Raw genomic sequence first — 26,371 nt, forward strand, 5'->3', positions numbered from 1 at the left:
GGCCGACAGCTCCCCCAGCAGGGGAGCAACTAGGGACGCCCCTCCATCTGCTCCAGCATCCGCTCCAGGGTGGTCAGTTCGTCGGCCTCGCCGGCGGGCTTGTCCCAGCGGATGCGGCTGATGCGCGGGAAGCGCATGGCGACGCCGGACTTGTGGCGGGTCGAGCGCTGCAGGCCTTCGAAGGCGACCTCGAACACCAGGCCCTGGCGGACGTCGGCGCGGACGGCGCGGACCGGGCCGTAGCGGTCGACGGTGTGGTCGCGGACGTACTTGTCGATCTCCTTCAGCTCCTCGTCGGTGAAGCCGAAATAGGCCTTGCCGACCGGGGTCAGGATGCGCGAGCCGTCGACCGCCTGCGTCCAGACCCCGAAGGTGTAGTCGGAGTAGAAGCTCGAGCGCTTGCCGTGGCCGCGCTGGGCGTACATCAGCACCGCGTCGATCAGGAACGGGTCGCGCTTCCACTTGAACCAAGGGCCCTTCGGGCGGCCGGCCTCGTAGACGCTGTCCCAGCGCTTGAGCATCAGGCCCTCGGCGAGGGTCGGGTCGCCCGGCGGCGGCTGTCGGCGCAGGTCCGCGAGCTCCTCCCAGGTCGCGAACGGCTGGATCGGCGAGAGGTCGATGCGGCGGGTCGCGAGGCCGCCGACGAAGGCCTCCAGCCGGGCGCGGCGCTCAGCGAACGGCAGGGCGCGGACGTCCTCGCCGCCGTCCGAGAGCAGGTCGTAGGCGCGGACGCCGGCCGGGAAGTCGGCCAGCATCTTGTCGGTGACGCTCTTGCGGTTCAGCCGCTGCTGCAGGTCGGCGAAGCTGGCCATGCCGCCGTCTTCGCGCAGGACCAGCAGTTCGCCGTCCAGCGCGCCCTCGAAGTCCAGCGCCGCGATCACGTCTGGAAAGGTGCGCGAGATGTCGTCGCCGGTGCGGGTGTAGAGCCGACGCACGCCGCCCTCGCTGACCGCCTGGACGCGGATGCCGTCCCACTTCCATTCGGCGGCATAGTCGTCGGGGTCGAGCTTGCCGAAGTCGACCGCCTCGTCGATCGCCTGGGCCAGCATCACCGGCCGGAAGCGGCCGGGAGCGTCGGCGGTGGGGCGCTCAGAGCGCCCCTCCAGCCAGGCGAACAGGTCGTCGTAGGGCGGGGTCAGCGCGTGCCAGACCTCCTCGACCTCGGCGACCTCGACGGGGCCCATGGCGGCGACGGCGGTCTTGGCGAGGCGGGCGGAGACGCCGATCCGCAGGCCGCCGGTCATCAGCTTGAGCAGCGCCCAGCGGCCGGTGGCGTCGAGGGCGTCGAGCCAGCCCTCGATCAGCCGCTGGACCTCGGCGCGGGAGGCGCCGCGCAGGGCGTCGACCACTTCCGACAGCTCGGGCTCGCGGTTGGCGCCGGGGCGGGCGGGCCACACCAGGGCGACGGTCTCGGCCAGGTCGCCGACATAGTCGTAGGACCAACCGAACAGCACCGGATCCATCCGCGCCTCGACCGCCTTGCGGATGAAGGCCGGCTTGGCGGCGTCGAAGGTCAGGTCGCCGGTCAGGGCGGCGAGCGCCCAACCCCGGTCGGGATCGGGCGCATTGGCGAAGTGGTCGCGCAGCAGGACGAGCTTGGCGTTCCGCGAGGCGGTCAGCGACAGGCGGTCGAGGAGCTCGGCGAAGGCGCGCATGGGATCAGCTTAACGCGCGACGCCGAGCTTGGCCTCAGGCGCGCTTGCGCCGCCAGGGCCACTTCAGCCGCTTGCGCAGCACCCAGAGCAGCAGACCGCCCAGCAGCAGCCAGGGCAGGGTCCAGGCGACGACGTTGATCAGCAGCGCGATGGTGGCCGCGAGGATGCCGAGGAAGTCGCTGAGCGCCTTGCCGATCGGAGACCAGACGCCCTGGGGCGCCAGCACGCCGCCGGATTCGTAGCGGATCGTCACGTCCGAGGTCGCCACCCGCTGGCGCATCATGGCCAGTTCCGACTGCGCGGCGTCGAGTTCGCCCTGGACCTTGGAGAGTTCGCGCTCAAGTTCGACGAGGTCGGCGAGCTTGCCCGGCCGAGAGGCGAGCAGGGCCTGAAGTCGGTCGCGCAGCGTGATCTTGGCGCGGAGCATCGCCTCGGTGTCGACGATCTGGCGCGAGAGGTCCTCGGAGGAAACCTCAGAGCGCACGACCCGTCCGCCGGCGTCCTTGGCGTCGGCGCTCAGTCCCTGGCGGAACTGGGACAGCCAGGGCGGCGCGGCGCGCAGGGTGAGCTCGGCCGACAACTGATCCTGGCCGCGCTCGCTCACCGACGACCCGGTGACCTGACAGAGCGTGGGACCGGCTTTGGCGCAGGCGGCTTCGTGCTTTGCGATGAGCGTGCGGACGCCCTTGGGCGAGGCTTGCAGGCCATAGCCGTAGGAATAGGCGAGCATGGGCGCGCCGGCCGGGACGCTTGGCGTCGCTGGCCTTTCGAGCGCCTGTGGCGCTGCTGCTGCTGCGTCGGCTGCCAGATCTTCGTAATGCTTGGGTTCCGAGGGTTTGCCGCAGCCAGCGAGCAGGACGAGAGCCAGTCCGAGTCCGATCGTCGATCGCATGCGCCGCTCCATCGAGATGTCGCCCCCGACGGTAACGGATCTGTGATCTCCGGCAAGCGGCCTTCACAACCATCGGTGCGGAAATGCGCGCAGCGCTAGTCCTCGGTCTCGTCCTCGTAGCCGACCAGGGCCAGGGCGCGGGCCTTGATCCCGTGCAGATCGGCCCAGCGCATCAGCGCTTCTTCGCGGCCGTGGGTGATCCAGAGCTCGCCGGGACGCAGCTCGTCGACGGTGGCGGTCAACTCGTCCCAGTCGGCATGGTCGGAGATCACCAGCGGCAGCTCGACGCCGCGCTGGCGGGCCCGCGCGCGGACCTGCATCCAGCCCGAGGCGAAGGCCGTGACCGGGTCGGGAAACCGGCGCGACCAGCGGTCGGCCAGGGCGCCGGGCGGGGCGACGATGATCTGGCCGGCGAAGTCTTGCTTGGCGTCCGAGGTGGCCGGGGCCAGCGGGCCCAGCGGCACGCCGTGGCGCTCGTAGAGATGGTTCAGCCGGTCGAGCGCGCCGTGGACGTAGATGGTCTGGTCCCAGCCGGCCTCGCGCAGCAGTCGGATGATCCGCTGGGCTTTGCCGAGCGCATAGGCGCCGACCATGTGGGCGCGCTCGGGGAACTGCTGCACCGAGCGCAGCAGCTTGGCGATCTCGTGGGCGTCGTCGGGATGGCGGAACACCGGCAGGCCGAAGGTGGCCTCGGAGATGAACACGTCGCAGGGGACCGGCTCGAACGGCGGACAGGTCGGGTCGCGGCGGCGCTTGTAGTCGCCGGAGACCACCATGGTCAGGCCCTTCCAGGCGACGACGGCCTGGGCCGAGCCGAGCACGTGGCCGGCCGGGACCAGCGTCACCTGCACCCCGTCGCGGCTGACGCTCTGGCCATAGGGGACGGGCTGCACCGAGCCGGCGAAATCGGCGCCGTAGCGCTCGGCCATGATCGCCAGGGTCTGCGGCGTGGCGATGACCGTGCCGTGGCCGGCGCGGGCGTGGTCGGCATGGCCGTGGGTGATCACCGCGCGCGCCACCGGGGCCACCGGATCGACGAAGAAGTCGCCGGGCGCGCAGTACAGCCCCTCGGGCTTGGGGCACAGCAGGCTTTCGGGCCGGATCATGCCTGGGGATATGGGGTGGCGGCGGGCCGGAGGAACATTACACAGTATTCATATTGTGAAATCGGCGTCATGACCAAGACTTAACGAGTATTCGTCGAAGTCGTTGCCTATACCTCTCTCATCGGGACGCGGACATCGCGGACCACACCAGACCAGAGGGACAACACCATGCGCAACTCTTACGCTTTCAACGGCTTCGCCAACCTCGTTCTCGCCGCCACCCCGCTGATGGCCATCGCCGTCGCGATCCTGACCAAGGCCGCCGGCGTCGCTTAATCGGCAGGTGCGAAGTTGACCTGCCGTCACGTTGACCGATAGGCGGAGGCGCCTCAAAGAACGGGGATGACGATTACCCCGGAGGCCCTTCGCGATGCGGCCCGGCGCATGGTTGAGACCGTGCCGCAGGCCTCCGCCCTCGGCTTCAAGCTGCTTTCCGTAGAGCCCCAGCGCGGCTCCATTCTCACTCCCTGGCGCGAAGAGCTGGTCGGCGATCCCGACACCGGCGTCATCGCGGGCGGAGTGATCACCGCGCTTCTCGATCATGTCTGCGGCCTGGCCGTGACCTCCCGATCGCTGGAAGGCGGATTTCTGTCCACGGCGACCCTGGACCTGCGCATCGACTACATGCGCCCGGCCGCCCCGCGCGCCGACATCATCGCCGACGCCCACTGCTACAAGCTCACCCGCAACATCGCCTTCGTGCGCGCCCACGCCTTCGACGCCGATCCGGAAGATCCGATCGCCACGGCCCAGGCCGCCTTCATCCTGAAACGGGCCGCGCCATGACCCAGCAGGCCGCCGCCCAACGTCTCGAAGAGTTTCTCGGCCGGGTCCCGTACGTCCGGTTCCTCGGCATGCGGGCCGAACTGGCCGGCGACGAGATGACCGCCATCCTGCCGTTCGCGCCGCACCTGATCGGCAACGTGGTGCTGCCGGCCCTGCACGGCGGGGTGATCGGGGCGTTCATGGAAATGACAGCGCTGGCCCAGCTGTCGGTGATCGCCCCCAGCGCCAAGGTCCACAAGACCATCGACATCACCATCGAGTACCTGCGGCCCGGCAAGGCGATGACCATGTACGCCCGCGCCGACGTGCGGAAGGTCGGCCGCCAGATCGCCAACGTCCATGTCGAGGCCTGGCAGGAGGCGCGCGACAAGCCCGCCGCCGCCCTGCGCGGGCACTTCCTGCTGAGCGGGGCGTAGGCGGCTGAACCGCTTAGTTGCTCCCCCTCTGGGGGAGCTGTCAGCCGGATGGCTGACTGAGGGGGATTGCTGACTCAGCAGGCCCCCTCCGTCTCGATGCTGCGCATCGATCCACCTCCCCCAGAAGGGGAGGAATTGAGATCTGTTAGGCCGCCGCCTCGTGATCGTCGCGGCGGTTGCGGGCCGTGTGGATGGCGATGGCGATATCGACCACGGCCACCGCGGCGACCGCGCCGAACGCGACATAGGCGATCTTGCGGCGTGGGTTGTCGCGGCCGATGGCGCGGCCGAGCGCGGCGAGGTCCATGAGGTCGCCGCCGGCCCGCATCCAGAACCACGGGCCGGGCGGCACCGGCGAAAGCAGGCCGGCGCCCGAAGCGATCTCGCGCGCGCCGAAGGCGCTCATCGCCTGGTCGTCGAACTTGAGGCCGAGAAACCGCGTCACCTGGCGCGGCGCGGCGACGGCGGCCACGCCGACCGCCAGGGAGAACAGGCCCAAGGCCCGCTTTGCGACCACCAGATTCATATGCGCCTCCGTACCAGCCTAGGTAGGGAGGACGCGAAAGCGGCGCTTGGGTTCCCCTAGGCCTCGGGCGGCAGGGCCTTCTTCTCGGCGGCGATCTTGTCGAGCTCGTCCTGGGCGGCGGCGGTCGCGGCCGCATCGCCCTTGCGCTTGGCGACGATCAGCTGGCCGGCCGCTTCCATCTCGCGGACCGGCAACAGGTGCGAATTGTCGGCGCGCTTGAACGGCTTGGTCTGGATGCGTTCGAGCACCTTGCGCTGGCGCTCGGCCTCGGGGCCCTCGCCGGTTCCGTAACTGAACATGAAAGCGTCGATCTTGGCCTTCAGCGTCGGGTCGAGATCCTTGCGGCGGACCATCGGGTCTTCGGGAATGGTCGGCGAGGTCCAGATCACGTCGATGCTGGCCATGGTCTTCTTGGCCAGGTCCGTGCCCAGCATCTCCATGCGCTCAATCGAGGCGGTGTTGTTGGTCGCCGCGTCGAGCAGGCCCTGGGCGACCGAGAACAGGTTGGCCTCGTGGTTGGCCGAGCGGACGGTCTTGAAGCAGGCGTTGGGGTCGATCCCTTTGGGCGCGAACAGATAGGTCATCGGCGCCAGGGTTCCAGAGGTCGACTTGGCGTCGCCCATGCCGAAGTTCAGCGTGTGGTCGCATTTCAGCAGCCGGTCGAGGGTGATCCCCGAGCCCTTCTTGACCACGATCACCGCCTGGTAGCCGTCGGGGCCGTTCGGCTTGACCGTGCGGGCGAAGACCTCGCCGTTGGCGCGGCGCACGGCCTCCAGGCCCGAATGGTTGGTGAACCAGCCGACATCGGTCTGCTTGAAGCGCATCGCCTCGATCAGCGAGGTGTAGTTGGTGCCGAAGAACGGCTTCACCGGCACGCCAACCGACTTCTCCATGTCGGCCAGGAACGGACCCCAGTCGTCCATCTGGGTTTGGCGGCCCTCGGTCGACATGATCGAGAAGTTGATCACCTGGGGCGGCGCCTTGGTCTCTTGCTTCTGGCTGCAGCCGGCCAGCGCGAGCGCGGCGGCCAGGGTTAGCGCGAGGCGGCGCGTGAGCATGGAAACTTCCCCCGAAAGAGCGACTGGCCGGGCTTTTGCGCCGGTTCCGTGACAGCTCCGCGACGATGATGAGCGCAAAAGTCTGCTTGAGGCGAGGGCGTACTGGCGTTAGGCCGCGCAGATGTCCGACACCTCGATCCAGAACCCCTCCCTGCGCGGCCTCTCTGCCCAGGCGCGCGAAGCGAAAAGCTGGCCCTTCGAACAGGCCCGCATTCTGCTGGATCGGACGCTCAAACTTCGCCTGTCGGACGCCGAGCGGGACCTGGCCGCCAACCTGATCGCCCAGGGCAAGGCCGACGAGGCGGTGAGCAGCTTCCCGGCGCTGGCGCAGCCGGTGGTGTTCCAGTGCGGGTTCGGGGCCTCGGGCCTGCCGCACATGGGCACGTTCGGTGAAGCGGCGCGCCCGACCATGGTGCGCACGGCGTTCCGCGCCCTGACCGAGGACGCCATCCCGACCAAGCTGATCGTGTTCTCCGACGACATGGACGGCCTGCGGAAGATCCCGGACAACGTGCCCAACCGCGAGATGCTGGAAGAGGACCGCGACAAGCCGGTCTCGGCCGTGCGCGACCCGTTCGGCGAGTACGAGAGCTTCGCGGCCCACAACAACGCCCGCCTGCGCGCCTTCCTCGACGGCTTCGGCTTCGACTATGAATTCATGTCGTCCACGCAGACCTACAAGTCCGGCCGGTTCGACGAGGTGCTGCTGAAGATCTTGGCCCGCTTCGACGCGGTGCAGGGCGTGATGCTGCCGACGCTCGGCGAAGAGCGCCGCGCGACCTATTCGCCGTTCCTGCCGGTCAGCCCGAAGTCGGGCCGGGTGCTGCAGGCGCCGACGGTGAGCCGCGATGTCGAGAAGGGCACCATCACCTTCGCCGACGAGGACGGGACGCTGACCGAGGTCCCGGTCACCGGCGGCCACGTGAAGCTGCAGTGGCGTCCCGACTGGGCCGCGCGCTGGTACGCGCTGGGCGTCGATTTCGAAGCCTCGGGCAAGGACCTGGTCGATTCCGTGCGGGTCTCGAACAAGCTGGTGAAGGTGCTGGGCGGGACCCCGCCGGAGGCCTTCCACTTCGAGCTGTTCATGGACGAGAACAACCAGAAGATCTCCAAGTCCAAGGGCAACGGCCTGACCATGGAGGAATGGCTGCGCTACGGCGCGCCCGAGAGCCTCGCCTACTACATGTACCAGTCGCCGAAGTCGGCCAAGCGGCTCTATTTCGACGTAATCCCGAAGGCGACCGACGAGTACCTCCAGCAGCTGGAGGCGTTCAACAAGGCGCGCGCGACCAGCAATGGCACGGCGATCGACAACCCGGCCTGGCACGTCCACCGGGGCGCGCCGCCGGAGAAGGGCTCGCCGCTGTCATTCTCGCTGCTGCTGAACCTGGTGTCGGCGGCCGACGCTTCGACCAAGGACATCCTCTGGGGCTTCGTCAGCCGCTACATGCCGGGCGCCTCGGCCGAAACCGAGCCGATGCTGGACCGGCTGATCGGCTATGCGATCAACTACTACGAGGACTTCGTGAAGCCCTCGAAGAAGTTCCGCGCGCCCGACGACAAGGAGCGCGCGGCGATGGAGGACCTGCTGGCCCGCTTCAAGGCGCTGCCGGCCGACGCCGACGCCGAGACCATCCAGAACGAGGTGTTCGAGGTCGGCAAGACCGCCGGGTTCGAGCCGCTGCGCGCCTGGTTCCAGGCCCTGTACGAAGTGCTGCTGGGCCAGAGCCAAGGGCCGCGCTTCGGCTCGTTCGCGGCGATCTTCGGCCTGGAGCGGACCATCGCCTTGATCGAGCAGGCGTTGGCCGGGGAACTGGCGGCGGCTTGATGTCCGCTCATCCCGGCGAAAGCCGGGACCCAAGCTGAGCAAGACGGTCAAAGCGCCCAGGTGGTTGAAGCACCGCTTGGGCCCCGGCTTTCGCCGGGGTGAGCGGTGTTTGCTCTACTCCCGCCCCCCGAAATCCCCGTCGCCGATCGGCATGCCGGGCGGGGTCTGCGGCTTCAACTTCGGTTCCGACAGCTCGGCCAGCAGCGTCGGGTCGCCGAGTAGCGCGATCAGGCGCTGGCGGTGGGCGCGGTCGGCGGCGTCGGCGCCGCCCTTGAGCCGCGCTGGCAGGCTCGCCAGGCGCGCGCCGATCGCCGAGCCGACGGCCGGCGAGACCTTGGGGTCGCGCGCCGCATTGGCGAGGTTCAGCACCAGCCGGGTCTGCACCCGCCGGGAAATCTCGCCCAGCCGGCCGGGCGCCGGCGTGAACGCGGCGTCGATCAACTGGTCCAGCATTTCCCCGACGCCGAGTTGGCTCGGATCGCGGCGCTGCTGGTCGACCAGACGGGCCAGGCGGTCGGTGGCCAGCAGGTTGTCGAGCGTCAGGCCGGCGGCGACCTCGGCCGCGACCAGCGGGTCGAACACCGGGCCGCCGGCGGTGGCGAACACCTCGATCACGTACTGGCGGTCCGGGTCGCCCGACTGCGCCGAGGACAGCATCGCCGTCAGGGTCTCGGGCGTGTCGAGCTCCTTCGGGTCGAGGGTGGCCAGCAGGGCCGACAGCGCCGCGCGCTGCTGGGCGGCGGGGACCGGCGGCGAGCTTTCGCGACCGTCGCCGATCACCGCGTAGGCGAAGTCGACGCCGCCGACGAGCTTGCTGGCCGCCTCGAGCTGGTAGCGGTGCAGCAGGTAGATCGGGACGTACTTGCGCTTGAGATTGGCCACCGGCTCGCCGGGCTTCAGCGCGCCGAGGCCGAATTGGCTGAGCGCGACACGGCGCACCTCCATCATGCGGATGAGCTCGGCGGCCGGATCGGGGCCGTCGTCCCACAGGCTGCCCCACGGCTGGGCGGTCCCGAGCGGGCGGGCGTCGACGTCGGTGACGTAGCGCTGGCCCTGGTCGACCGAGGCCTTGACCTTGCGCAGCGCCGGCAGGCCGTCCTCGCCATAGAGCCAGTCGACGGTGAACTTGTCCCAGCCGCCGATGTCCACGCCGTAGGCGTCCGAGAGGTCGATGCGGCCGTCCTTCAGCAGCACCCGCGGGGCCGGATAGTCCATGACGCTGGCCCGGTCCTGGGTCGAGCCGGCGAAGTTGTGCGCAAAGCCGATCGAGTGGCCGACCTCATGTGCCGAGAGCTGGCGGAGGCGGGCGAGCGACACCTGGACGGGATCGTTCGGACCTCCGGTTCCATTGTGGTGCGCGCCGACCAGGCCCTCGAAGATCAGCATGTCCTGGCGCACGCGCAGCGCGCCCAGCAGCACCGAGCCCTTGACGATCTCGCCGGTGCGCGGATCCACCACAGCCTGGCCGTAGGACCAACCGCGGGTGGCGCGGTCGACCCAGTTGATGACGTTGTAGCGGACGTCGAGCGGGTCGGCGCCCTCGGGCAGCACCTTGACCTGGAAGGCGTCCTCGAACCCCGCGGCGTCGAACGCCTGGTTCCACCAGGCCGCGCCCTCGACCAGGGCGCTGCGGATCGGCTCGGGTGCGGCGCGGTCGACATAGAAGACGATCGGCTTCTTGACCGGCGAGCGGGCGGCGGCGGGGTTGGTCTTCTCCAGCCGGAAGCGGTTGGCGTAGCGCTGGACGATCTCGTCCCCAAGCGGGGCGGCGTAGTCGAGCACCATGGTCGAGAACCCGCCGGTGCGCGGGTCGAAGGCGCGCGGCTGGTAGCCGGGTTCGGGCAGCTTCACCAGGCTGTGGCGGACCTCGAAGGTGATCAGCTTGGGATCGGGGGCGATGTTGCGCACCTCCGGTCCCGGCGTGTCGGAGGCGTAGGTCTGGCGGGCCTCGAACTCGAGGTTTTCCGGGAACACCTTCACCGCGCTGGGGTCGGCCAGCGAGAGGTCGGGGACCAGCTTGTAGCCGCTCTCGCCGGCCTGCTTGAGGGCGTCGGCGACGCCGATGCCGTCGCGGGTCAGGAAGCTTGCGATGTCGACGAGGATGCGCCCGTCGGGCGCGGTCTCGATCACCTCGCCGGCCCAGACCGTGGAGACCGAGAACGCCTCGCGGGCCGCGGCCTGTTCGGCGTCGGGCGCGCCGGCGGCGCGGAAGCGATGGTTTTCGAACTCGGCCACCACCTTCCTGCCGATGCGGCGGAAGGCCAGCACCTGGGTGTCGCCGATCCGCGCGCGGTCGAGCCCGACCGGGGCCGAGCCGAGGCCGGTCTTGAGCGCGGTGACATAGAGGAAGCGGCCGCTGACCCCTTGGGCGTCAGGGGCGGGCAACGACAGCAGGATGCGGCCGCGGGCCTTGTCGACATAGACCGGCAGCAGCCCGTCCTGGCGCACGGCGCCGGCGATGGATGCAGCCGGCTTGTCGGCGGGGGCGGCGAAGGCGGTGGGCGAGAGCGCCAGACAGGCTGCGGCCGCGACCGTCGCCAACAAACCAGATCGAACCATGAAAACGCCCCCTTTGCGCGACCAACCTAGGGTCGTTCGATCCGACCGGTCCAGGGCGCGCCTCACCCACGGGTGATCGTTGATCACCTTGACGTAAACGGAAGCACCGCCTTACGGTGTCAATCAATAGAAACGACAGCGTCCAGGGAGGGCGCCGCATGGCCACTGACCTTCGTCGGCCCAATCGCACCTTCACGATCCGCCAGCTTTGCCTGGAGTTCAAATGCACCCCGCGCGCCCTGCGGTTCTATGAGGACAAGGGGCTGATCTCGCCGGCGCGGGACGGGATGAACCGGGTCTATTCCTACAAGGACCGGGCCCGGCTGCAGCTGATCCTGCGCGGCAAGCGGGTGGGGCTGGCGCTCTCCGAAATCGGCGAGATCCTCGACCTCTACGAACTGAACGACGGCGGGGCGGCGCAGAACGCCAAGTCGCTGGTCAAGTTCCGCGAGCGCATCGTCGAGCTGGAAGCCCAGCGCAACGACATCGAGCAGGCGATCGACGAGCTGCGCAAGGGCTGCGACGCGCTGGAGGAGCACCTGAAGGCCACCCGGCCCGATCTGCTGCCGCGAGCGGCCGACTACGACCAGGTGCTGCGCGAGCGGCTGGGCGATCTGGAACACGCCAAGTAATCGCCGATCACGGTTCGCCGTGATCATGCAACCACGATAAACCTTCGGGGCTTTCGACGCGGTCGGGAGCCCCTTTCGCCGTCACCGGCCCGTCATTGGAGCGGACATGCCCTATCAGCCCCCCGTACGCGACCACCTGTTCCTGTTGCGCGACGTGCTGGAGATCGAGAAGTACGCGAACCTGCCGGGCTTCGCCGACGCCTCGATGGACGTGATCACGCAGATCGTCGAGGAGGCCGGCCGCTTCACGGGCGAGGTGCTGGCCCCGCTGAACAGCGTCGGCGACAAGCAGGGCTGCACCTGGGGCTCCGATCACACCGTCAAGACCCCGGCGGGCTTCAAGGAGGCCTACGCCCAGCTGGTCGAGGGCGGCTGGCCGGCGCTGGGCGCCGAGCCGGCCTATGGCGGCCAGGGCCTGCCGCACGTGGTCAACCTGTCGTTCTCGGAGATGAGCTCGTCGGCCAACATGGCCTTCTCGATGTATCCGGGCCTGACCCACGGCGCCTATTCGGCGATCCTGAACGGCGGCTCGGACGCGCAAAAGGACCTCTATCTGCCCAAGCTGGCGAGCGGCCAGTGGGGCGGGACCATGAACCTGACCGAGCCGCATTGCGGCACGGACCTGGGTCTGCTGCGCACCAAGGCGGTCCCGCAGGGCGATGGCTCCTACAAGATCACGGGCGGGAAGATCTGGATTTCTGGCGGCGAGCACGACATGGCCGAGAACATCGTCCACCTGGTGCTGGCCCGGATCGAGGGCGCGCCGGAGGGCACCCGCGGCATCAGCCTGTTCATCGTGCCGAAGTTCATCCCCGACGCCGACGGCAAGCCGGGCGCGCGCAACAGCGTCTATTGCGACGGCCTCGAAGAGAAGATGGGCATCCACGGCAACGCCACCTGCGTGATCCGTCACGAGGAGTCGGTCGGCTGGTTGGTCGGCGAGGAGAACAAGGGCCTCTCGCTGATGTTCGTGATGATGAACGAGGCGCGGATCGGGGTCGGGCTGCAGGGCGTGGCCCAGGCCGAGGCCGCCTACCAGGCCGCGGCGACCTTCGCCAAGGAACGCCTGCAGGGCCGCTCGCTGACCGGGCCGAAGAACCCCGACGGTCCGGCCGACCCGATCATCGTCCACCCGGACGTGCGGCGGATGCTGATGGACTCGCGGGCGCTGATCGAGGGCGGCCGGGCCTTCCTGTTCTGGACCGCGCTGCAGGGCGACCTGGCCCACGCCAGCCCCGACGAGGCGGTGCGCCAGAAGGCCGGCGACTACATGGCGCTGATGACCCCGGTGGTGAAGGGCTTCCTGACCGACAAGGGGCTGCAGGTCTGCTCCAACGCCGTGCAGGTGCATGGCGGCTCGGGCTTCACCGAGCACTTCCCAGTCAGCCAGTACATGCGCGATGTCCGCATCGCCCTGATCTACGAGGGCACCAACGGCGTGCAGGCGCTGGACCTGGTCGGCCGCAAGCTGGCGGCGCAGGGCGGCCGTGCGGTGATGAGCTTCTTCGCCGACGTCGACGCCTTCGTGGAGGCCAACGAGGGCGACAAGGACCTCAAGCCGTTCACCGACGGGCTTTCCAAGGCCAAGGGCGAGCTGCAGGACGCCACCATGTGGCTGATGCAGAACGGGCTGATGAATCCTGACAACGCCGGGGCGGCCTCGACCGACTACATGCACCTCTTCGGGCTGACGGCGCTGGCCTACATGTGGGCGCAGATCGCCAAGACCGTGCAGGGCAAGATCGCGGCCGGCGAAACCGATCCGTTCTACGCCAACAAGCTGGTGGTCGGCCGCTACTACGTCGAGCGCGTGCTGCCGGAGACGGCCGCGCACCTGGTCAAGCTGAAGACCGGCGCCGAGCTGATGATGGCGCTGCCGGCGGAGGCGTTCTGATGGCCGCCTATACGGCCGACGTCGCCTGGAGCCTGCGCGACGGCGAGGACTTCGCGAAAGGCCGCTACAGCCGCGGCCACGTGATCAGCTTCGACGGCGGGCTGATCGTGCCGGCCTCGGCCTCGCCGCATGTGGTCGGCAAGTGGGCGGTTCAGGAGGCGGTCGATCCCGAGGAGATGTTCGTCGCCGCGCTGTCGAACTGCCACATGCTGACCTTCCTGCATAAGGCGCGGCTGGCTGGGTTCGTGGTCACTGCCTATCGCGACCACGCCAGCGGGATCATGGAGGAGATCGCGCCCGGCAAGATGGCGGTCACCAAGGTGACGCTGTCGCCGCAGATCGAGTGGGACGGCGCCGCCCCCGACGCCGAGCAGCTGGCTCACCTGCACCACGAGGCGCACGAGGAGTGCTTTATCGCCAATTCGGTGAAGACCGAAGTGACGGTGGTTTGACGTCACACCGCTCACCCCCGGCGAAAGCCGGGGACCAAGCTGAACGGCAGGACTAGCTCGGCGGGGGCGCCGCTTGGGTCCCGGCTTTCGCCGGGATGAGCGGGTTTTGGGGCCAAGAGCTCGCCCAGCCGATGCTCCAGCGCCGCGGCGTCCTTGAGATCGCATTCCCAGATCGTTTCGACCCGCCAGCCGGCGGCGGTCAGTTCGGCGGCGGTGCGTTGGTCGCGGGCGACGTTGCGGGCGACCTTGGCGGTCCAGTACTCGCGGTTGGCCTTCGGCACGCGTGAGCCGCGCGGGCAGTCGTGGCCGTGCCAGAAGCAGCCGTGCACGAAGATCGCCAGCCGGCGGCCGGGCATGACGATGTCGGGCGAGCCGGGCAGGTCCTTGCGGTTCAGGCGATAGCGGGCGCCGAGCGCGGTCAGCGCCTTGCGCACCTTCAGCTCGGGCGCGGTGTTCTTGCCCTTCACCCGGGCCATCACCGCCGAGCGCTTCTCGGGGGTGAAGACGTCGCTCATGGCCGCAGCGCCTTGGGCGTGCGCCCCAGGCGCAAGGTCCCGGTCAGCACCCGAGCGGCGATCTGGTGGCCGCCCGGGGCCTTGGACATCGGCGTGAAGACGAGGTCGCGCACGAACGGTCCGAGCCAGCCGCTGGACTGGAACATCGGCGTCAGCCAGCGCGACATGAACTGGTAGAGCCCGGCGTGCCGGCGGCGCGAGGCCTGGAAGCCGCGGACCGAGCGCGGGACGTCGTCGCCCAGCCGCTCGGCGAGCTCGACGGCGTCGATGATCCCCATATTGGCGCCCTGGCCGAGCTGCGGGCTGGTGCCGTGGGCGGCGTCGCCGATCAGCACGAAGGGCCCGTCCGACCAGCGACCGACGCGCACGTCGCGATAGCTGGCGCGGGAGAAGACGGCCGGATCCTGGAACTGGTCGATGATCGGCGCGGCCTGCGGCCACATGGCGACCGCGCGTTTGCGCCAGTCGCTGAGGTCGCCGCTCAAGAACCCGTCCATCTGCGTCACCGGCAAGGACCAGAAGAAGCTGACCAGGTCGCCGCCGTCCGGGCCGCGCCCGATCGGCAGCACGCCCATCATGGTCGAGGCGCGATCATAGCGCTGGGAGAGCGACCCGGCGAAGGCGCCGGCGTCGTCGCGGGCGTTGGCCCAAACCGCGCCCCACGGATAGACCGGAGCCTTGGCGTTCGGCCGTAGCTGCGCGCGCAGGCGCGAGGCCGAGCCGTCGGCGACGATCACCAGGTCGAAGGGGCCGTGGCTCTGGCCGGCCGTGTCGATCAGGCGTGCGGCGGAGCGGTGCTCGACGCTCGCCACCTCGACGCCGGTGCGCAGTTCGACGCCTCTGGCCTCCAAGCCCTCATGCAGCACGTCGAACAGTGTCGCGCGGTGCACGCCGACGCCGAACGCGTCCCGCCGCCAGTCGGCGTAGCGCATATCCATGATCAGCCGGCCGCCCAGGTCGCGGCCGTCCAGCCGCTCGACCCGCGCCCCGCGCGCGATCACCTGTTCGGCGAGGCCAAGCTGGCGCAGGGCCGCCAGGCCCGAGGGCTGCAGCAGCAGGCCCGAGCCCAGCGGGCGCGGCTGCTGGAAGGCCTCCAGCAGCGTCACCGCATGACCCTTGCGCGCCAGGGCGCGCGCCGCCGCCATGCCGGCGACGCCGCATCCGACGACTGCGATCCTCAGGGGCTTAGAGCCCTTCGAACAGCGCGGTGGAGAGGTAGCGCTCGGCGAAGCTGGGAATGATCGCCACGATCAGCTTGCCGGCGTATTCGTCGCGCGACGCCAGGTCGAAGGCGGCGGTCAGGGCCGCGCCCGACGAGATGCCGACCGGCAGGCCCTCTTCCTTGGCCACGCGGCGGGCCATGGCGAAGCTGTCGTCGTTCGACACCTGGATGATCTCGTCGATCACGCCGCGGTCGAGGATCGCGGGCACGAAGCCGGCGCCGATGCCCTGGATCTTGTGCGGGGCGGGCTGGCCGCCGGACAGCACGGGCGAGGCCTCGGGCTCGACCGCGACCATCTTCAGGCCAGGCTTGCGGGCCTTCAGCACCTGGCCGATGCCGGTGATGGTGCCGCCGGTGCCGACCCCGGAAATCACCGCGTCGACCTTGCCGTCGGTGTCGTTCCAGATTTCCTCGGCCGTCGAGACCCGGTGGATCAGCGGGTTGGCCTCGTTGTCGAACTGCTGGGGCATGACCGCGCCCGGCGTGGCCTCGACGATTTCCTTGGCGCGGGCGACGGCGCCGGCCATGCCGCGTTCGGCCGGAGTCAGCTCGAGCTTGGCGCCGAGGATCAGCAGCATCTTGCGACGCTCGATCGACATGCTTTCCGGCATGACCAGGGTGATCGGATAGCCCTTGGAGGCGGCGACGAAGGCCAGGGCGATGCCGGTGTTGCCGCTGGTCGGTTCGACGATCGAACCGCCCGGCTTCAGGTTGCCGGTGGCTTCCAGCCACTCGATCATCGCCACGCCGATGCGGTCCTTGACCGAGGCCAGCGGGTTGAAGAACTCCAGCTTGGCGACGACCTCGCCCTTGGGCTTCAGCGCCTTGGTCAGGTTCGGCAGGCGGACCAGCGGGGTGTCGCCGATCAGGTCGATGACGGAGTCGAAGATCTTGCCGCGGCCGGAACGCTTGTAGCGGGCTGCGTCGTAGGTGGAGTCGGCCATGGCTCTCTCGTCGGTTTAGCTGTGCCGCCAACCTAAGCGCCCAGTAGAGATTTGGAAGCGCACTTCTTCTGTTTCGTCGGCCAGCCTGGCTATTCGGCGGCGACGGCCGCCCGTCGGTCGAGCAGCGGTTCGAGGATTTGCTCGGCCAGCCAGCTCACGACCGGGACCACGACCCCGTCGCCGACGACGTGCAGCGCGCCGGTTGCGGCCCGCGGCAGGGCGTAGCCGTCGGGCAGACCCATCAGGCGGGCGCCTTCGCGCGGCGAGACCAGCCGGCTGCGGACCTGGCCGTTCTCGACGACCATCAGGGTCTGGCGCGAAGAGCCGCCGCGCGGGGTGCGCAGGCAGCCGGCCAGGCCGTCGAAGCGGACCTCGGCGCGCTGTACGCGCTGGCCGTCCTCGACCCGCATCCGCCGGAAGACGGCGCCGACCTGGCGGCTGCCCGCGGCGCGGGCGGCCTCGATCTTGGCCCGGTGTTGCGGCGCCATCAGCGCCAGCAGCCGCTCGGTCTTGTCCGGTCCGTGCCAGACGACGGCGTCATCGGGTTCGAGCAGGGCGGCGAGGTCGGTGTTGCGGGCGGCGGGCGCGGCGCCACGCCACCAGATCCAGCGGCGGGCCAGATGCTCGGGCAGCCGGGCGTGAGCCTCGCGCACCGCACGGGTCTGGAACGGGCTGTCGCCGATCAGTCCGGGCGCCGGCGGCTCGCGCGTGGCGACCACGAAGACCCGCGGACGCGACTGCGGGGTGAAGCGGGCGGCGTCGATCTCCAGCGCCCCGAAGGCGTAGCCCTGATCGGCGAGCGCCTGGCAGAGGGCTATAAAGTCCTCGCCGCCGTGCGAGGTGAGCAGGCCGCTGACGTTCTCGATGACGACGGCGCGGGGGGCGGCGTCGTCCAACGCCTGGACCAGCCGCCAGAACCCGAAGAAGGCCGACGAGCGTCCGCCCGCCAGCCCGGCGCGGGCGCCGGCGAGGCTGAAGTCCTGGCAGGGCGAGGAGGCCCAGGCCAGATCGACACGCGGCGGCAGGGCGGCCGGATCGATCGCCCAGACGTCGCCCTCGTGCAGATGGTCTTCGGCATCCGGGAAGTTGGCGCGGTAGGTCGCGGCCTTGAGCCGATCGAAGTCGTTGGCGAACGCGCAGGTCCAGTTGCCGCCAAGGCCGATGCGGGCCATGCCGCCGCCGGCAAAAAACTCGTAGAAGTGGAGAGCCCGACTCATCTGCAGGGAAGTTTAACCGTCATGCGTACGGACGCCATCATACGACGCGCGCTCATCGCCGTAGTCGCCGTTCTGGCGCTGAGCGCCTGCCAACGGCAGGGCGGCGGCGGCGAGCATAGCGACGAGCCGCCGCCCCCGCAGAACCTGTTCGCGGGCGACATCGATGCGGCCGGCATGCGCCCGCCCTGGTCGCTGAAGATCCGCGCCGACAAGCTGACCCTGAATCAAGACGGCCGCGCCCCGGTGGTGGTCGACAATCCCGGCGTGCTGGACGAGGTGGACCGCGCGGTCTGGTCGACGACGGTGGACGGCCAAGCTCTGATCGTCACTCTGCTGGATGAGGGACAGTGCCGGGACGGAACCTCCGACCTGATCTATCCGTATGTGGCCATGGTCACATACGGCGAGACCACCTTGCAGGGCTGCGCCTCACGCCTGCAAGGTCGGACGGCGGACCACTAGCGAAAGGACCCTTCGATGCGCGCTGTCCTCCTGGCGTTCGCCGCCGTATCGCTCGCCGCCTGCCAGCCGCAGGCGCCCGACGGTTCGGTGGCCCAGCCGCCGGCCGATGCGCCCGCGCCGGCGCCCGTCGCGCCCGCCGCGGCTCCGGCTCCACCGCCGGCCGCGGCGCTCCCGGCCGCCTTCCAGGGCGACCTGGACGCGCACGGGACCGAGCCGTTCTGGGCGGTGAGGATCCGCGACAACCAGATCGAGTTCTCGACCCCCGACTCCAACATCGCCTTCCCCAACAAGGGCGCTTCGGCGGTGAACGGCGCGGTGGTCTGGGAGAACGCCGACGGCCCGCGGCCGATCAAGGTCACGCTGCGCGAGCAGGCCGGCTGCTCGGACGGCATGTCGGACCTGGTCTATCCGCTGGCCGCCGAGGTCGCGCTGGGCGGCACGACCTACAAGGGCTGCGCCGTGAAGACCGCGGAACGGCCGCGGGAAGGCCAGTAGCAGGGACGCCGCAGCCCGGCCGAACCGGGCTGCGGCCTGCCGCCGTCAGGCGGTCGGGAAGCCCTTGTCGCGCAGGTAGGCCTTCACGTCGACGTCGCGGCCCATCAGGGTGTGATAGGCGATCGCCGGATCGATCGAGTTGCCGACGCTCATGACGTTGTCGTGCAGCTTCTTGGCCATGGCCTTGTCGTACATGCCGCCCGGCGAGCTCTTGAACGCGTCGACGACATCGAGCGCCAGGGTCTCGGACCACAGGTAGCTGTAGTAGCCGGCCGAGTAGCCGTCCGAGGCGAAGACGTGCCCGAACTGCGGGGTGCGGTGGCGCATGACCACTTCGTGCGGCATGCCGAGCTTGGCCAGTTCGTCGCGCTCGAAGGCGTCGGGATCGATGTCGGCCCCGCCGGCCAGATGCAGCTTCATGTCGATCAGCGCCGAGGACAGGTACTCGGTGACGTCGAAGCCCTGACGGAAGGTCTGGGCCCGCTCGCGCTTGTCGACCAGCGCCTGCGGGATCGGCGCGCCGGTCTTGTAGTGCAGGGCGAACTTGGACAGCACCTGCTTGGTCGGCAGCCAGTGCTCGTTGATCTGGCTCGGGAACTCGACGTAGTCGCGCGGCACGGCGGTGCCGGCCAGCGAAGGATAGTTCACGTCCGAGTTCAGGCCGTGGATGGCGTGACCGAACTCGTGGAACATGGTCTCGGCGTCGTCCCAGGAGATCAGCACCGGCTCGCCGGGCGCGCCCTTCACGAAGTTGGAGTTGTTGGAGACGATCGTCGTGATCGGCTTGTCGAACTTCTCTTGGCGGCGATAGGCGTTCATCCAGGCGCCCGAGCGCTTGCCGGTCCGCGCATAGGGATCGAAGTACCAGAGGCCGATGTGCTGGCCGGCCTTCTTCACTTCCCAGACGCGGATGTCGGGGTGGGCGACGGGGACGTCGGTGATCTGCTCGAACTCGAAGCCGTAGACTTCGCCGGCCGCCCAGAACATGCCCTCGCGCAGCTTCTCCAGCTGCATGTACGGCTTGAGCTCGTTCATATCGAGGTCGTAGCGCGCGGCGCGGACCTTCTCGGCGTAGAAGCGGTAGTCCCAGGGTTCGATCTTGATCCCGGCCCGTTCCTTGTCGGCGATCGCCTGCATCTCGGCGACCTCTTCCTTGACCCGGGCGATGGCCGAGGGCCAGACGCGGGTCATCAGCTCCATGGCCGCTTCCGGCGTCTTGGCCATGGCGTTCTCCAGCCGCCAGTGGGCGTGGGTCGCATAGCCGAGCAGCTGGGCGCGCTCGAAGCGCAGCTTCAGGATCTTCTGGATGTTGGCGTTGTTGTCCTTGGCGTCGCCGTTGTCGCCGCGGCTGTAGTAGGTGCGCCAGACCTTTTCGCGCAGGTCGCGGCGCTTGGAATAGGTCAGGAACGGGTCCATCGACGAGCGGGTGTTGAGGATCGCCCACTCGCCCTTCTTGCCGCGCTCCTCGGCGGCGGCGGCGGCGGCGGCGCGAACGTCGTCGGGGAGGCCGGCCAGCTCGCTCTCGGTGCGCAGGTAGAGGACGTAGTCGGTCTCGTCGGCCAGCAGGTTCTGGCTGAAGCTGGTGAACAGGGCGGCCAGTTCCTGGTTGATCTGGGCCACGCGCTTCTTGTCGGCCGGCGAGAGCTTGGCGCCGGCGCGCACGAAGCGGTTCCAGTAGACCCAGGCTAGGCGCTGCTGCTCGGGGGTCAGCTTGGCGCGGTCGTTGTAGACCGCCTCGATGCGGGCGAAGAGCTTCTCGTTCTGCAGGGTCTCGTCGCTATGGGCGGCGAGCTTGGGGTTCAGCACCTTTTCCTGGGCGCGCAGCTCCGGGGTCGACAGCGTCGAGGACCAGACGCCGCCGAACATGCCGACGCGGTTGATCAGGTCGCCGGAACGCTCCAGCGCCGCGATGGTGTTGTCGAAGTCGGCCGGCGCGGGGTTGGCGGCGATGGCGTCGATTTCGCTCCGCTCGGTCTTCATCGCCAGGTCGTAGGCGGCCGGGAAGTCGGCGACCGCGACCTTGTCGAAGGCGGGCACGCCGCCGAACGGGCCGGTCCATGCGGCGGTCAGGGCGCTGGTCGCGGCGGCGCCTTGCGCGAAGGCGGCGGCGGGCAGGGCCGAGGCGGCGGCGAGCGCGCCGGAGGCGGCAAGGAACGTGCGCCGTTTCATGAGGACTCCAGGATGAATTGGTCGGAAGGCGGCGACCTTAAGGTCAAGCCGCACCAACGTCACATGACACGGTCGTAATGTGACGTCAGGCCGCGTCGAGGACGGCCTGGATCTCCAGGGCGACGGACGCGCCCTCGCGGCTGACGGCCAGCGCCGACTCGTAGGGCCGGCCGCACGCGTTGAGCACCAGGGCGACCACCTGGATGGCGTGCTCGGGGCTGGAAAGACCCATCAGGATGTCGCGCTGGACCATGCGGCTGGCGCCGAACACCAGGGTGCGGACCGCGGCCGGGTCCATGTCGCGGAACTCGCCGCGCGACACGCCCTCATAGAACATCAGGTCGAGATTGGCCTCGAGCACCGGGGTGCGTTCGAGGCGCGAGCCGTCGAGGCGGGCGGTCATCCAGCCCCAGGCCGGGTCGCGGCTGACCGACAGGATGTAGCTGTGCAGGCGGGTGGCCAGGCGCAGCGACACCGACATGCTGGCCGGCAGCCGGGCGTCGAGCACCGCGGTCATCGCCGCGATGATCTTGCGGCTCACCGCCCGCAGCAGGTCCTCGGCGGTCGGGAAGTAATTGTAGAAGGTGCCGCGGGAGACGTCGGCCGCGGCCACGAAGTCCTCGATCGAGCAGGCGTCGGGGCCCTTCTCGCCGATGACCGCGATGGCGGCCTCGAGCAGGCGCTCGCGCGTTTGCGCCTTGCGCTGCTCGGCCGCCGCGGCCCGGGCCTCGAGATTGACCCGCATGGGACGCCGGGGAGTCAGGCGGCCTCGGGCAGGTACTGGCGCACCGCGTTGGCGGCGGCGAGCGACAGGGGATCGCTCTGGCGTTCGAGCACGTCGATCTCGTGTTCCAGGGCGGCGGTGATTTCGCGATGCGCAAGCGGGGAGAGCTCGAGCAGGGCGCGGGTGGTCGCGCGCGACAAGGCGAGCGCGGTGGCGAGGTCGACCTCCACCCCGATCTGCCAGGTCGGCGACGGGGCGTCGGGAGAGGTGGGGGCGCGGGCGGGGAGGGCCATGGCTGCTAGGTTTTCGGGTCCAGGTTGGCGGGCGACGCTGGGGAAAAAGGAATACGCGCGGCCGGCCTGCGTCTCGGGCCGTCCGCTGGGTTTACACACCACACTGCAACGCTTGATTTGACAGATATGTCAGCCTGACAAGATTGTCAATTTGAAATCTCGCAGTTCGGTGAACGCCCACATGGACGGCCGCCGCCGGCCCGGTTACATCCAGGGACATGGCCATTGGCGTCTTCGATTCCGGCGTGGGCGGGCTCTCCGTGCACCGCGCGCTCGTGCAGCGGCTGCCGCAGGCCGACTTCATCTATCTGGGCGACCAGGCCAACGCGCCGTACGGCGGGCGGACCGGCGAGGAGATCGTCGAGCTGACCCGGGCCGGCTGCGAGCAGTTGTTCGAGCTCGGCTGCGATCTGGTCGTGCTGGCCTGCAACACCGCCTCGGCCATCGCGCTGCGGCGGCTGCAGCAGACCTGGCTGCCGGGCTACCGCAAGGCGCTGGGCCGGCCGGTCAACATCCTCGGCATCATCGTCCCGACCATCGAGGCGGCCACCGGCATGCCCTGGGAGCACGAGGCCGAGCGGCGCGGCGACAAGGTCGAAAAACTCGACATCCTGGCGGTGTTCTGCACCCCGGCCACGGCGCGTTCGCGGGTCTATGAGATCGAGATCGACAAGCGCCGCCAGGACGTGGCGGTGTTCGCCGAGCCCTGCCCCGAACTGGCGCGGATGATCGAGAACGGCGCCGGGGCCGTCGAGCTGGCACAGGCGGTCGAGGCGCACGTGGCGGCGGTGACGACCCGGGTCGGCCGCGCTCCGGACCGGGCGATCCTCGGCTGCACCCACTACGAAATCATCGCCGACATCTTCCGCGCCGCCCTGAAGCCGGGGACGCCGTTGATCCACCAGCCGCAGGCGACCGCCGATGCGCTGGAGGCGTACATCGCGAAACATCCGGAGTACCGCACCGGCGAGAGCGCCGGGCGGCGGTTCATCACCACCGGCGAGCCGGGCGCGCAGAACTTGCTGGTTGAGACCTTCTGGGGAGGGCCGCTAAGCTTCGAGAAGGCTTAGAGCGTGACAGCTTCAAGTGGCGGCCGGTTGAAGCGACCGTCACGCTCTAAATACTTGAAGATGGACCCTTTTTGCCCGCATCAGTTAGCTGATGCGGAAAGGGTCCAGGGAGGCCAAGACCATGAAAACGCTAGGGATCGCCGCCGCGCTGCTGCTGGCGGCCGGTTCTGCGCAGGCCGAGGTCGCCGATCAGGGACCGGCCGGATTTCAGGTGCGCCACGTCGTCGAGATCGCCGCGGCGCCGGCCAAGGTCCGCGCCGCGGCGCTGGACATCGGCAGGTGGTGGAACAGCAGCCACACCTATTCCGGCGACGCCAAGAACCTGTCGATCGATGCGGCCGGGTGCTTCTGCGAGAAGCTGCCTGACGGCTTCGTGCGCCACATGACCCTGGCCTATTCCGGGCCCGACGCGCTGCGGCTGGCCGGGGCCCTGGGCCCGTTGGCGACCACCGGGGCGAGCGGGCATCTGGGCCTGGCGTTCGGCAAGACCAGCGATCCGAACAAGACGCAGCTGACCCTGACCTACGACGTCGGCGGCTACGCCAGGGGCGGCCTGGCCCAGACCTGGGCCGCGCCCGTCGACGGCGTGCTCGGCGAGCAGGTCGCGCGGCTCAAGACCTACGTCGAGACCGGCAAGCCGCAGTGACGAATTCCTCTCCCGCTGGGGGAGGTGGATCGGCGCAACGCGCCGAGACGGAGGGGGACTGCTGACTTAGGCAAGCCCCCTCAGTCAGCCCTTCGGCTGACAGCTCCCCCAGTGGGGGAGAAATTTGAGCCTAACCCCGCGCGGCCTTGGTCAGCACCTCGTCGAGGCGTGCGCCCGGCTCGTAGAGGCCAAGGCTGCGAGACGGCGCCGCGCCGGCGCTCTGCTGGGCGTCGGCCATCGGCGCGCCGAGCCGGGTCTCGACCGGGATCACCCCGCTCCAGGCGTTCCAGTCCTCGTCGGCCGCCATGCGGTTGACGCCGCCGTCGCGCTGCTTGGCGCTGGCCTCCTCGATGGTCATCTCGACCAGGCCGATCTGCAGGATCTCGTTGTCGGTCGCCGGGCGCAGTTCGGCCGAGCGCTCGGGATAGAGCCGGTCGATGAACGCCTCCATCGCCGCGCGGCGAGCGGCCAGCCCCTCGATCAGCCGGGCGCGGCCGAAGGCCATCACCGAGCGGTAGTTCATCGAGTGGGCGATGCCGGAACGGGCCAGCACCAGTCCGTCGACGTGGGTCACGGTCACGCAGACCGGCAGGCCGCAGCCCTGGGCCTTCAGCATCCGGCTGGCGGCCGAGCCGTGCCAGTAGAGCTTGCGGCCTTCGCGCCAGTAGGTCGTCGGGGTGACGAACGGCTGGCCGTCGATGACGTAGCCGACGTGGCAGAGCAGGCCGGCGTCGAGGACGGCGAACACCGTCTCCTCGTCATAGGCGGCGCGGTCGGGCTTGCGCCGGGCCCGCGAGCGCGGGGTCTGGGTGAAGCTGCTCATGCGACGGCTCTCCTCTCGGCTCTTGGTCTACCGTGACGGCGGACTGTCGTGGCGATCCAGTATCGTCTATTTGTTCAGACCACTTCGCGCGGAGCACGCTGAATGAGCTGGGCCGACATCTATCCCTGGCGGGGGCCGCAGGCCGGCGAGCCGGTGATCCGCCAGATCTATGACCAGGTCCGTGGAGCGATCGTGCAGAGCGCGCTGAAACCGGGCGAACGGCTGCCGTCCAGCCGCGACTTCGCCCGCCGCCTGGGCGTGGCGCGGGCCTCGGTGGTGGCCGCCTACGACCTGCTGCTCGCCGAGGGGTATGCGGTCGGGCGGCCGGGATCGGGCACCTACGTCTCAGGCGATCTTTCCGGCGTCGCCGAGCTGAAGCCGACGCCGCCGGGCGCACAAGAACCGTCGTTGCTGCCCCCGCGGGTCCGCGAACTGGACGAGGCGGCGCTGCCGACGCCGCAGCCCGAGCAGCGGCTGTTCACGTCGGGGCGCACCTTGCTGGACGCCCGCGCCCTGGACGCCTGGTCGCGTTCGACCCGGCGGGCGCTGCGCCACCTCGACCCGGTTCACTTCGGCTATTCCGATCCGCGCGGCGACCGCGCTCTGCGCGCGGCGATCAGCGACTACCTGCGGGCCGCACGCGGGGTGATCTGCGAACCCGACCAGGTGATTGTCACGGCAGGGGCGCAGCACGCGGTCGACATCGCCGCCCGCGTGCTGCTCAAGGACGGCGACAAGGTGTGGATGGAGGATCCGGGCTACCCGGCCACCCGCCACGCACTGGCGGCGATGGGGGCCGACATCTTTCATGCGTCGGTCGACCGCCATGGGATCGTCGTCGCCGCCGGGGTCGAGGCGGCCCCCGACGCCCGCGTGGCCTTCGTCACCCCCTCGCACCAGTATCCGCTCGGCATGACGCTCTCGATGGGCCGGCGCATGGAGCTGCTGGCCTGGGCGCGGGCGGCCGGCGCCTGGATCGTCGAGGACGACTACGCCTCGGAGTTCCGCTACTCGGGCCCGGCGCTGGAATCGCTGCAGGGCCTCGATGGCGGCGAGCGGGTGATCTATGTCGGCACGCTCAACAAGGCGCTCTTTCCGGGGCTGCGCATGGGCTACATGGTCGCCCCCAAGCCGCTGGCCGCGGCCCTGGCCAACGCCCGCCAGCTGATGGACCGCCAGCCGCCGACCCTGACCCAGGCGATCGTCCTGGACTTCTTCCGCGAGGGCCATTTCGCCGCCCACATCCGCCGCCGGCGGCTGGCCTACAAGGCGCAACGCGACGCGCTGGCCGGCGCCCTGCAGGACCAGCTCGGTCACCTGCTGGACGTCGACGTGCCTGACCAGGGCATGACCCTGATCGCCTATCTGAAGGGGAACGGCTCGGACCTCGAAGTCGAGGCGGCAGCCGCAGCGGGCGGGGTCAGCGTGCGGGCGATCAGCCGGCTCTATCGCCAGGCGCCGCCGCGCCAGGGCCTGATGCTGGGCTTCTCGGGCTTCCCGGAGCGGATGATGGCGCCCGGCGTGGCGCGGCTGGCGCGAGCGCTGGAGGTCTAGGCCTTCCGCGCTTTGCGGGCCTTGCGCGCCGCGACTGTGGCGGCGTTTTCCGCCAGCCGCTCGGTCACCAGCTGTCGTACGAGGTCGTCGGGGATCGGACGTTCGGGGGTGAAGCGGATCGTGCCGGTGCTGGTGCTGAAGTCCTTCAGCGCCTCGGCGTGGGCTTCGATCAGGGCCGGGTGCAGGGCGTAGAGCGCGCAGTGCGCCTTCGCCGCCGCGAACGCGACCAGCATGCCGTCCTGCTTGAAGGTCGGGATCTGGTAGCTGATCAGCTCCTGCGCATCCGGCGCGGCCGAGCGGATGACTTCCCGCAGGTGCTGCAGTGCGGCGCGCTGGTCGGCCGGCACGCGGGCCAGATAGGCGTCGATGGTGGCGGGCTTCTCGGCCATGGGATCCTTCCTGCACGCACCTGCGTCCCAGAATGACGATCCTG

26 protein-coding genes are annotated in these 26,371 nt (G+C 69.6%); 11 read left to right on the top strand and 15 right to left on the bottom strand.

Going from position 1 to position 26,371, the window contains the following annotated elements; translation table 11 throughout:
- Window positions 1-29: 29 nt before the first annotated feature.
- From ACSQ2H_RS00980 to ACSQ2H_RS00990, 3 genes are all read right to left on the bottom strand, one after another.
- Window positions 30-1,655, bottom strand: a complete 1,626-nt coding sequence (locus tag ACSQ2H_RS00980) for a cisplatin damage response ATP-dependent DNA ligase (RefSeq protein WP_436059616.1) — start codon at window positions 1,653-1,655, stop codon at window positions 30-32.
- A gap of 34 nt (window positions 1,656-1,689) precedes the next feature.
- Window positions 1,690-2,385 (bottom strand): DUF4349 domain-containing protein, encoded by a 696-nt coding sequence (locus tag ACSQ2H_RS00985; protein WP_436059617.1) that lies wholly within the window; start codon window positions 2,383-2,385, stop codon window positions 1,690-1,692.
- Between the two features lie 257 nt (window positions 2,386-2,642).
- Window positions 2,643-3,653 carry a ligase-associated DNA damage response exonuclease gene (locus ACSQ2H_RS00990; protein WP_436059618.1) on the bottom strand — a complete coding sequence of 337 codons (1,011 nt, stop codon included), beginning with the start codon at window positions 3,651-3,653 and terminating at the stop codon, window positions 2,643-2,645.
- A 342-nt stretch (window positions 3,654-3,995) separates the two neighbouring features.
- Between ACSQ2H_RS00990 and ACSQ2H_RS00995 the strand changes: the two genes are divergently transcribed.
- Window positions 3,996-4,439: a PaaI family thioesterase gene (locus tag ACSQ2H_RS00995; protein ID WP_436059619.1), complete on the top strand. Its 444-nt coding sequence runs from the start codon at window positions 3,996-3,998 to the stop codon at window positions 4,437-4,439.
- On the top strand, window positions 4,436-4,855 hold the full coding sequence (locus ACSQ2H_RS01000) for a PaaI family thioesterase (RefSeq protein ID WP_436059620.1): 420 nt from the start codon (window positions 4,436-4,438) through the stop codon (window positions 4,853-4,855). The genes ACSQ2H_RS00995 and ACSQ2H_RS01000 overlap by 4 nt, the downstream gene beginning before the upstream one ends.
- A 145-nt stretch (window positions 4,856-5,000) precedes the next feature.
- On the opposite strand, the gene ACSQ2H_RS01005 is transcribed toward ACSQ2H_RS01000, so the two are convergent.
- The gene (locus ACSQ2H_RS01005) at window positions 5,001-5,381 is read right to left on the bottom strand and encodes a hypothetical protein (RefSeq protein ID WP_436059621.1); all 381 of its coding nucleotides are present in this window, start codon (window positions 5,379-5,381) and stop codon (window positions 5,001-5,003) included.
- Window positions 5,382-5,437: 56 nt separating this feature from the next.
- Entirely contained in the window at window positions 5,438-6,439 is a 1,002-nt protein-coding gene (phnD, locus tag ACSQ2H_RS01010) for a phosphate/phosphite/phosphonate ABC transporter substrate-binding protein (protein ID WP_436059622.1), read from the bottom strand.
- 121 nt (window positions 6,440-6,560) lie between these two features.
- Between phnD and ACSQ2H_RS01015 the strand changes: the two genes are divergently transcribed.
- Window positions 6,561-8,267 carry a lysine--tRNA ligase gene (locus ACSQ2H_RS01015; RefSeq protein ID WP_436059623.1) on the top strand — a complete coding sequence of 569 codons (1,707 nt, stop codon included), beginning with the start codon at window positions 6,561-6,563 and terminating at the stop codon, window positions 8,265-8,267.
- A gap of 114 nt (window positions 8,268-8,381) precedes the next feature.
- Here the strand turns inward: ACSQ2H_RS01015 and ACSQ2H_RS01020 are convergent, their stop codons facing one another.
- The gene (locus ACSQ2H_RS01020; RefSeq protein ID WP_436059624.1) at window positions 8,382-10,826 is read right to left on the bottom strand and encodes a zinc-dependent metalloprotease; all 2,445 of its coding nucleotides are present in this window, start codon (window positions 10,824-10,826) and stop codon (window positions 8,382-8,384) included.
- A gap of 158 nt (window positions 10,827-10,984) precedes the next feature.
- Between ACSQ2H_RS01020 and ACSQ2H_RS01025 the strand changes: the two genes are divergently transcribed.
- The 3 genes from ACSQ2H_RS01025 (at window position 10,985) to ACSQ2H_RS01035 (ending at window position 13,804) form a co-directional block, all read left to right on the top strand.
- On the top strand, window positions 10,985-11,458 hold the full coding sequence (locus tag ACSQ2H_RS01025) for a MerR family transcriptional regulator (RefSeq protein ID WP_436059625.1): 474 nt from the start codon (window positions 10,985-10,987) through the stop codon (window positions 11,456-11,458).
- A gap of 106 nt (window positions 11,459-11,564) precedes the next feature.
- Window positions 11,565-13,352, top strand: a complete 1,788-nt coding sequence (locus ACSQ2H_RS01030) for an acyl-CoA dehydrogenase C-terminal domain-containing protein (protein WP_436059626.1) — start codon at window positions 11,565-11,567, stop codon at window positions 13,350-13,352.
- Window positions 13,352-13,804, top strand: a complete 453-nt coding sequence (locus ACSQ2H_RS01035) for an OsmC family protein (protein WP_436059627.1) — start codon at window positions 13,352-13,354, stop codon at window positions 13,802-13,804. The genes ACSQ2H_RS01030 and ACSQ2H_RS01035 overlap by 1 nt, the downstream gene beginning before the upstream one ends.
- An 11-nt stretch (window positions 13,805-13,815) precedes the next feature.
- On the opposite strand, the gene ACSQ2H_RS01040 is transcribed toward ACSQ2H_RS01035, so the two are convergent.
- From ACSQ2H_RS01040 to ACSQ2H_RS01055, 4 genes are all read right to left on the bottom strand, one after another.
- The gene (locus ACSQ2H_RS01040; RefSeq protein WP_436059628.1) at window positions 13,816-14,319 is read right to left on the bottom strand and encodes a very short patch repair endonuclease; all 504 of its coding nucleotides are present in this window, start codon (window positions 14,317-14,319) and stop codon (window positions 13,816-13,818) included.
- Window positions 14,316-15,500, bottom strand: coding sequence for an FAD-dependent oxidoreductase (locus ACSQ2H_RS01045; RefSeq protein ID WP_436063528.1), 1,185 nt, complete (start codon window positions 15,498-15,500; stop codon window positions 14,316-14,318). The genes ACSQ2H_RS01040 and ACSQ2H_RS01045 overlap by 4 nt, the downstream gene beginning before the upstream one ends.
- Window positions 15,501-15,504: 4 nt before the next feature.
- Complete coding sequence (gene cysK, locus ACSQ2H_RS01050) at window positions 15,505-16,485, bottom strand: cysteine synthase A (RefSeq protein ID WP_436059629.1); 981 nt, start codon at window positions 16,483-16,485, stop codon at window positions 15,505-15,507.
- A gap of 89 nt (window positions 16,486-16,574) precedes the next feature.
- Window positions 16,575-17,702 carry a DNA cytosine methyltransferase gene (locus ACSQ2H_RS01055; protein WP_436059630.1) on the bottom strand — a complete coding sequence of 376 codons (1,128 nt, stop codon included), beginning with the start codon at window positions 17,700-17,702 and terminating at the stop codon, window positions 16,575-16,577.
- Between the two features lie 21 nt (window positions 17,703-17,723).
- Here ACSQ2H_RS01055 and ACSQ2H_RS01060 point away from each other — a divergent pair, with 21 nt between their 5' ends.
- Window positions 17,724-18,164: a hypothetical protein gene (locus ACSQ2H_RS01060; RefSeq protein ID WP_436059631.1), complete on the top strand. Its 441-nt coding sequence runs from the start codon at window positions 17,724-17,726 to the stop codon at window positions 18,162-18,164.
- A 15-nt stretch (window positions 18,165-18,179) separates the two neighbouring features.
- Window positions 18,180-18,659 carry a COG3650 family protein gene (locus tag ACSQ2H_RS01065; protein WP_436059632.1) on the top strand — a complete coding sequence of 160 codons (480 nt, stop codon included), beginning with the start codon at window positions 18,180-18,182 and terminating at the stop codon, window positions 18,657-18,659.
- Window positions 18,660-18,704: 45 nt separating this feature from the next.
- Here the strand turns inward: ACSQ2H_RS01065 and ACSQ2H_RS01070 are convergent, their stop codons facing one another.
- The 3 genes from ACSQ2H_RS01070 to ACSQ2H_RS01080 form a co-directional block, all read right to left on the bottom strand.
- Complete coding sequence (locus ACSQ2H_RS01070) at window positions 18,705-20,828, bottom strand: M3 family metallopeptidase (RefSeq protein ID WP_436059633.1); 2,124 nt, start codon at window positions 20,826-20,828, stop codon at window positions 18,705-18,707.
- Window positions 20,829-20,913: 85 nt separating this feature from the next.
- On the bottom strand, window positions 20,914-21,573 hold the full coding sequence (locus ACSQ2H_RS01075) for a TetR/AcrR family transcriptional regulator (protein ID WP_183775206.1): 660 nt from the start codon (window positions 21,571-21,573) through the stop codon (window positions 20,914-20,916).
- A 14-nt stretch (window positions 21,574-21,587) separates the two neighbouring features.
- Entirely contained in the window at window positions 21,588-21,845 is a 258-nt protein-coding gene (locus tag ACSQ2H_RS01080; RefSeq protein ID WP_436059634.1) for a hypothetical protein, read from the bottom strand.
- Window positions 21,846-22,063: 218 nt separating this feature from the next.
- On the opposite strand from ACSQ2H_RS01080, the gene ACSQ2H_RS01085 reads away from it, so the two are divergent.
- Both ACSQ2H_RS01085 and ACSQ2H_RS01090 read left to right on the top strand, forming a co-directional pair.
- On the top strand, window positions 22,064-22,915 hold the full coding sequence (locus tag ACSQ2H_RS01085; protein WP_436059635.1) for a glutamate racemase: 852 nt from the start codon (window positions 22,064-22,066) through the stop codon (window positions 22,913-22,915).
- Window positions 22,916-23,036: 121 nt separating this feature from the next.
- Window positions 23,037-23,561 (top strand): ATPase, encoded by a 525-nt coding sequence (locus ACSQ2H_RS01090; protein WP_436059636.1) that lies wholly within the window; start codon window positions 23,037-23,039, stop codon window positions 23,559-23,561.
- Between the two features lie 130 nt (window positions 23,562-23,691).
- Here ACSQ2H_RS01090 and ACSQ2H_RS01095 read toward each other — a convergent pair whose 3' ends face one another.
- Complete coding sequence (locus ACSQ2H_RS01095) at window positions 23,692-24,384, bottom strand: pyridoxamine 5'-phosphate oxidase family protein (protein ID WP_436059637.1); 693 nt, start codon at window positions 24,382-24,384, stop codon at window positions 23,692-23,694.
- A 102-nt stretch (window positions 24,385-24,486) separates the two neighbouring features.
- On the opposite strand from ACSQ2H_RS01095, the gene ACSQ2H_RS01100 reads away from it, so the two are divergent.
- The gene (locus ACSQ2H_RS01100; RefSeq protein WP_436059638.1) at window positions 24,487-25,938 is read left to right on the top strand and encodes a PLP-dependent aminotransferase family protein; all 1,452 of its coding nucleotides are present in this window, start codon (window positions 24,487-24,489) and stop codon (window positions 25,936-25,938) included.
- On the opposite strand, the gene ACSQ2H_RS01105 is transcribed toward ACSQ2H_RS01100, so the two are convergent.
- Window positions 25,935-26,327 (bottom strand): iron chaperone, encoded by a 393-nt coding sequence (locus tag ACSQ2H_RS01105; protein ID WP_436059639.1) that lies wholly within the window; start codon window positions 26,325-26,327, stop codon window positions 25,935-25,937. The two genes, ACSQ2H_RS01100 and ACSQ2H_RS01105, sit on opposite strands and share 4 nt — an antisense overlap.
- Between the last annotated feature and the right edge of the window lie 44 nt (window positions 26,328-26,371).

The sequence above is a fragment of the Phenylobacterium sp. LjRoot97 genome (genome assembly GCF_964254345.1).
In the GTDB taxonomy this organism is placed as follows: Bacteria; Pseudomonadota; Alphaproteobacteria; order Caulobacterales; family Caulobacteraceae; genus Phenylobacterium.

Bases quoted from the DNA above. Each gene is read 5' to 3' on its own strand.
- ACSQ2H_RS00980 (WP_436059616.1), bottom strand. From the start codon at position 1,655: ATGCGCGCCTTCGCCGAGCTCCTCGACCGCCTGTCGCTGACCGCCTCG.
- ACSQ2H_RS00985 (WP_436059617.1), bottom strand. From the start codon at position 2,385: ATGCTCGCCTATTCCTACGGCTATGGCCTGCAAGCCTCGCCCAAGGGC.
- ACSQ2H_RS00990 (WP_436059618.1), bottom strand. From the start codon at position 3,653: ATGATCCGGCCCGAAAGCCTGCTGTGCCCCAAGCCCGAGGGGCTGTAC.
- ACSQ2H_RS00995 (WP_436059619.1), top strand. From the start codon at position 3,996: ATGACGATTACCCCGGAGGCCCTTCGCGATGCGGCCCGGCGCATGGTT.
- ACSQ2H_RS01000 (WP_436059620.1), top strand. From the start codon at position 4,436: ATGACCCAGCAGGCCGCCGCCCAACGTCTCGAAGAGTTTCTCGGCCGG.
- ACSQ2H_RS01005 (WP_436059621.1), bottom strand. From the start codon at position 5,381: ATGAATCTGGTGGTCGCAAAGCGGGCCTTGGGCCTGTTCTCCCTGGCG.
- phnD (WP_436059622.1), bottom strand. From the start codon at position 6,439: ATGCTCACGCGCCGCCTCGCGCTAACCCTGGCCGCCGCGCTCGCGCTG.
- ACSQ2H_RS01015 (WP_436059623.1), top strand. From the start codon at position 6,561: ATGTCCGACACCTCGATCCAGAACCCCTCCCTGCGCGGCCTCTCTGCC.
- ACSQ2H_RS01020 (WP_436059624.1), bottom strand. From the start codon at position 10,826: ATGGTTCGATCTGGTTTGTTGGCGACGGTCGCGGCCGCAGCCTGTCTG.
- ACSQ2H_RS01025 (WP_436059625.1), top strand. From the start codon at position 10,985: ATGGCCACTGACCTTCGTCGGCCCAATCGCACCTTCACGATCCGCCAG.
- ACSQ2H_RS01030 (WP_436059626.1), top strand. From the start codon at position 11,565: ATGCCCTATCAGCCCCCCGTACGCGACCACCTGTTCCTGTTGCGCGAC.
- ACSQ2H_RS01035 (WP_436059627.1), top strand. From the start codon at position 13,352: ATGGCCGCCTATACGGCCGACGTCGCCTGGAGCCTGCGCGACGGCGAG.
- ACSQ2H_RS01040 (WP_436059628.1), bottom strand. From the start codon at position 14,319: ATGAGCGACGTCTTCACCCCCGAGAAGCGCTCGGCGGTGATGGCCCGG.
- cysK (WP_436059629.1), bottom strand. From the start codon at position 16,485: ATGGCCGACTCCACCTACGACGCAGCCCGCTACAAGCGTTCCGGCCGC.
- ACSQ2H_RS01055 (WP_436059630.1), bottom strand. From the start codon at position 17,702: ATGAGTCGGGCTCTCCACTTCTACGAGTTTTTTGCCGGCGGCGGCATG.
- ACSQ2H_RS01060 (WP_436059631.1), top strand. From the start codon at position 17,724: ATGCGTACGGACGCCATCATACGACGCGCGCTCATCGCCGTAGTCGCC.
- ACSQ2H_RS01065 (WP_436059632.1), top strand. From the start codon at position 18,180: ATGCGCGCTGTCCTCCTGGCGTTCGCCGCCGTATCGCTCGCCGCCTGC.
- ACSQ2H_RS01070 (WP_436059633.1), bottom strand. From the start codon at position 20,828: ATGAAACGGCGCACGTTCCTTGCCGCCTCCGGCGCGCTCGCCGCCGCC.
- ACSQ2H_RS01075 (WP_183775206.1), bottom strand. From the start codon at position 21,573: ATGCGGGTCAATCTCGAGGCCCGGGCCGCGGCGGCCGAGCAGCGCAAG.
- ACSQ2H_RS01080 (WP_436059634.1), bottom strand. From the start codon at position 21,845: ATGGCCCTCCCCGCCCGCGCCCCCACCTCTCCCGACGCCCCGTCGCCG.
- ACSQ2H_RS01085 (WP_436059635.1), top strand. From the start codon at position 22,064: ATGGCCATTGGCGTCTTCGATTCCGGCGTGGGCGGGCTCTCCGTGCAC.
- ACSQ2H_RS01090 (WP_436059636.1), top strand. From the start codon at position 23,037: ATGAAAACGCTAGGGATCGCCGCCGCGCTGCTGCTGGCGGCCGGTTCT.
- ACSQ2H_RS01095 (WP_436059637.1), bottom strand. From the start codon at position 24,384: ATGAGCAGCTTCACCCAGACCCCGCGCTCGCGGGCCCGGCGCAAGCCC.
- ACSQ2H_RS01100 (WP_436059638.1), top strand. From the start codon at position 24,487: ATGAGCTGGGCCGACATCTATCCCTGGCGGGGGCCGCAGGCCGGCGAG.
- ACSQ2H_RS01105 (WP_436059639.1), bottom strand. From the start codon at position 26,327: ATGGCCGAGAAGCCCGCCACCATCGACGCCTATCTGGCCCGCGTGCCG.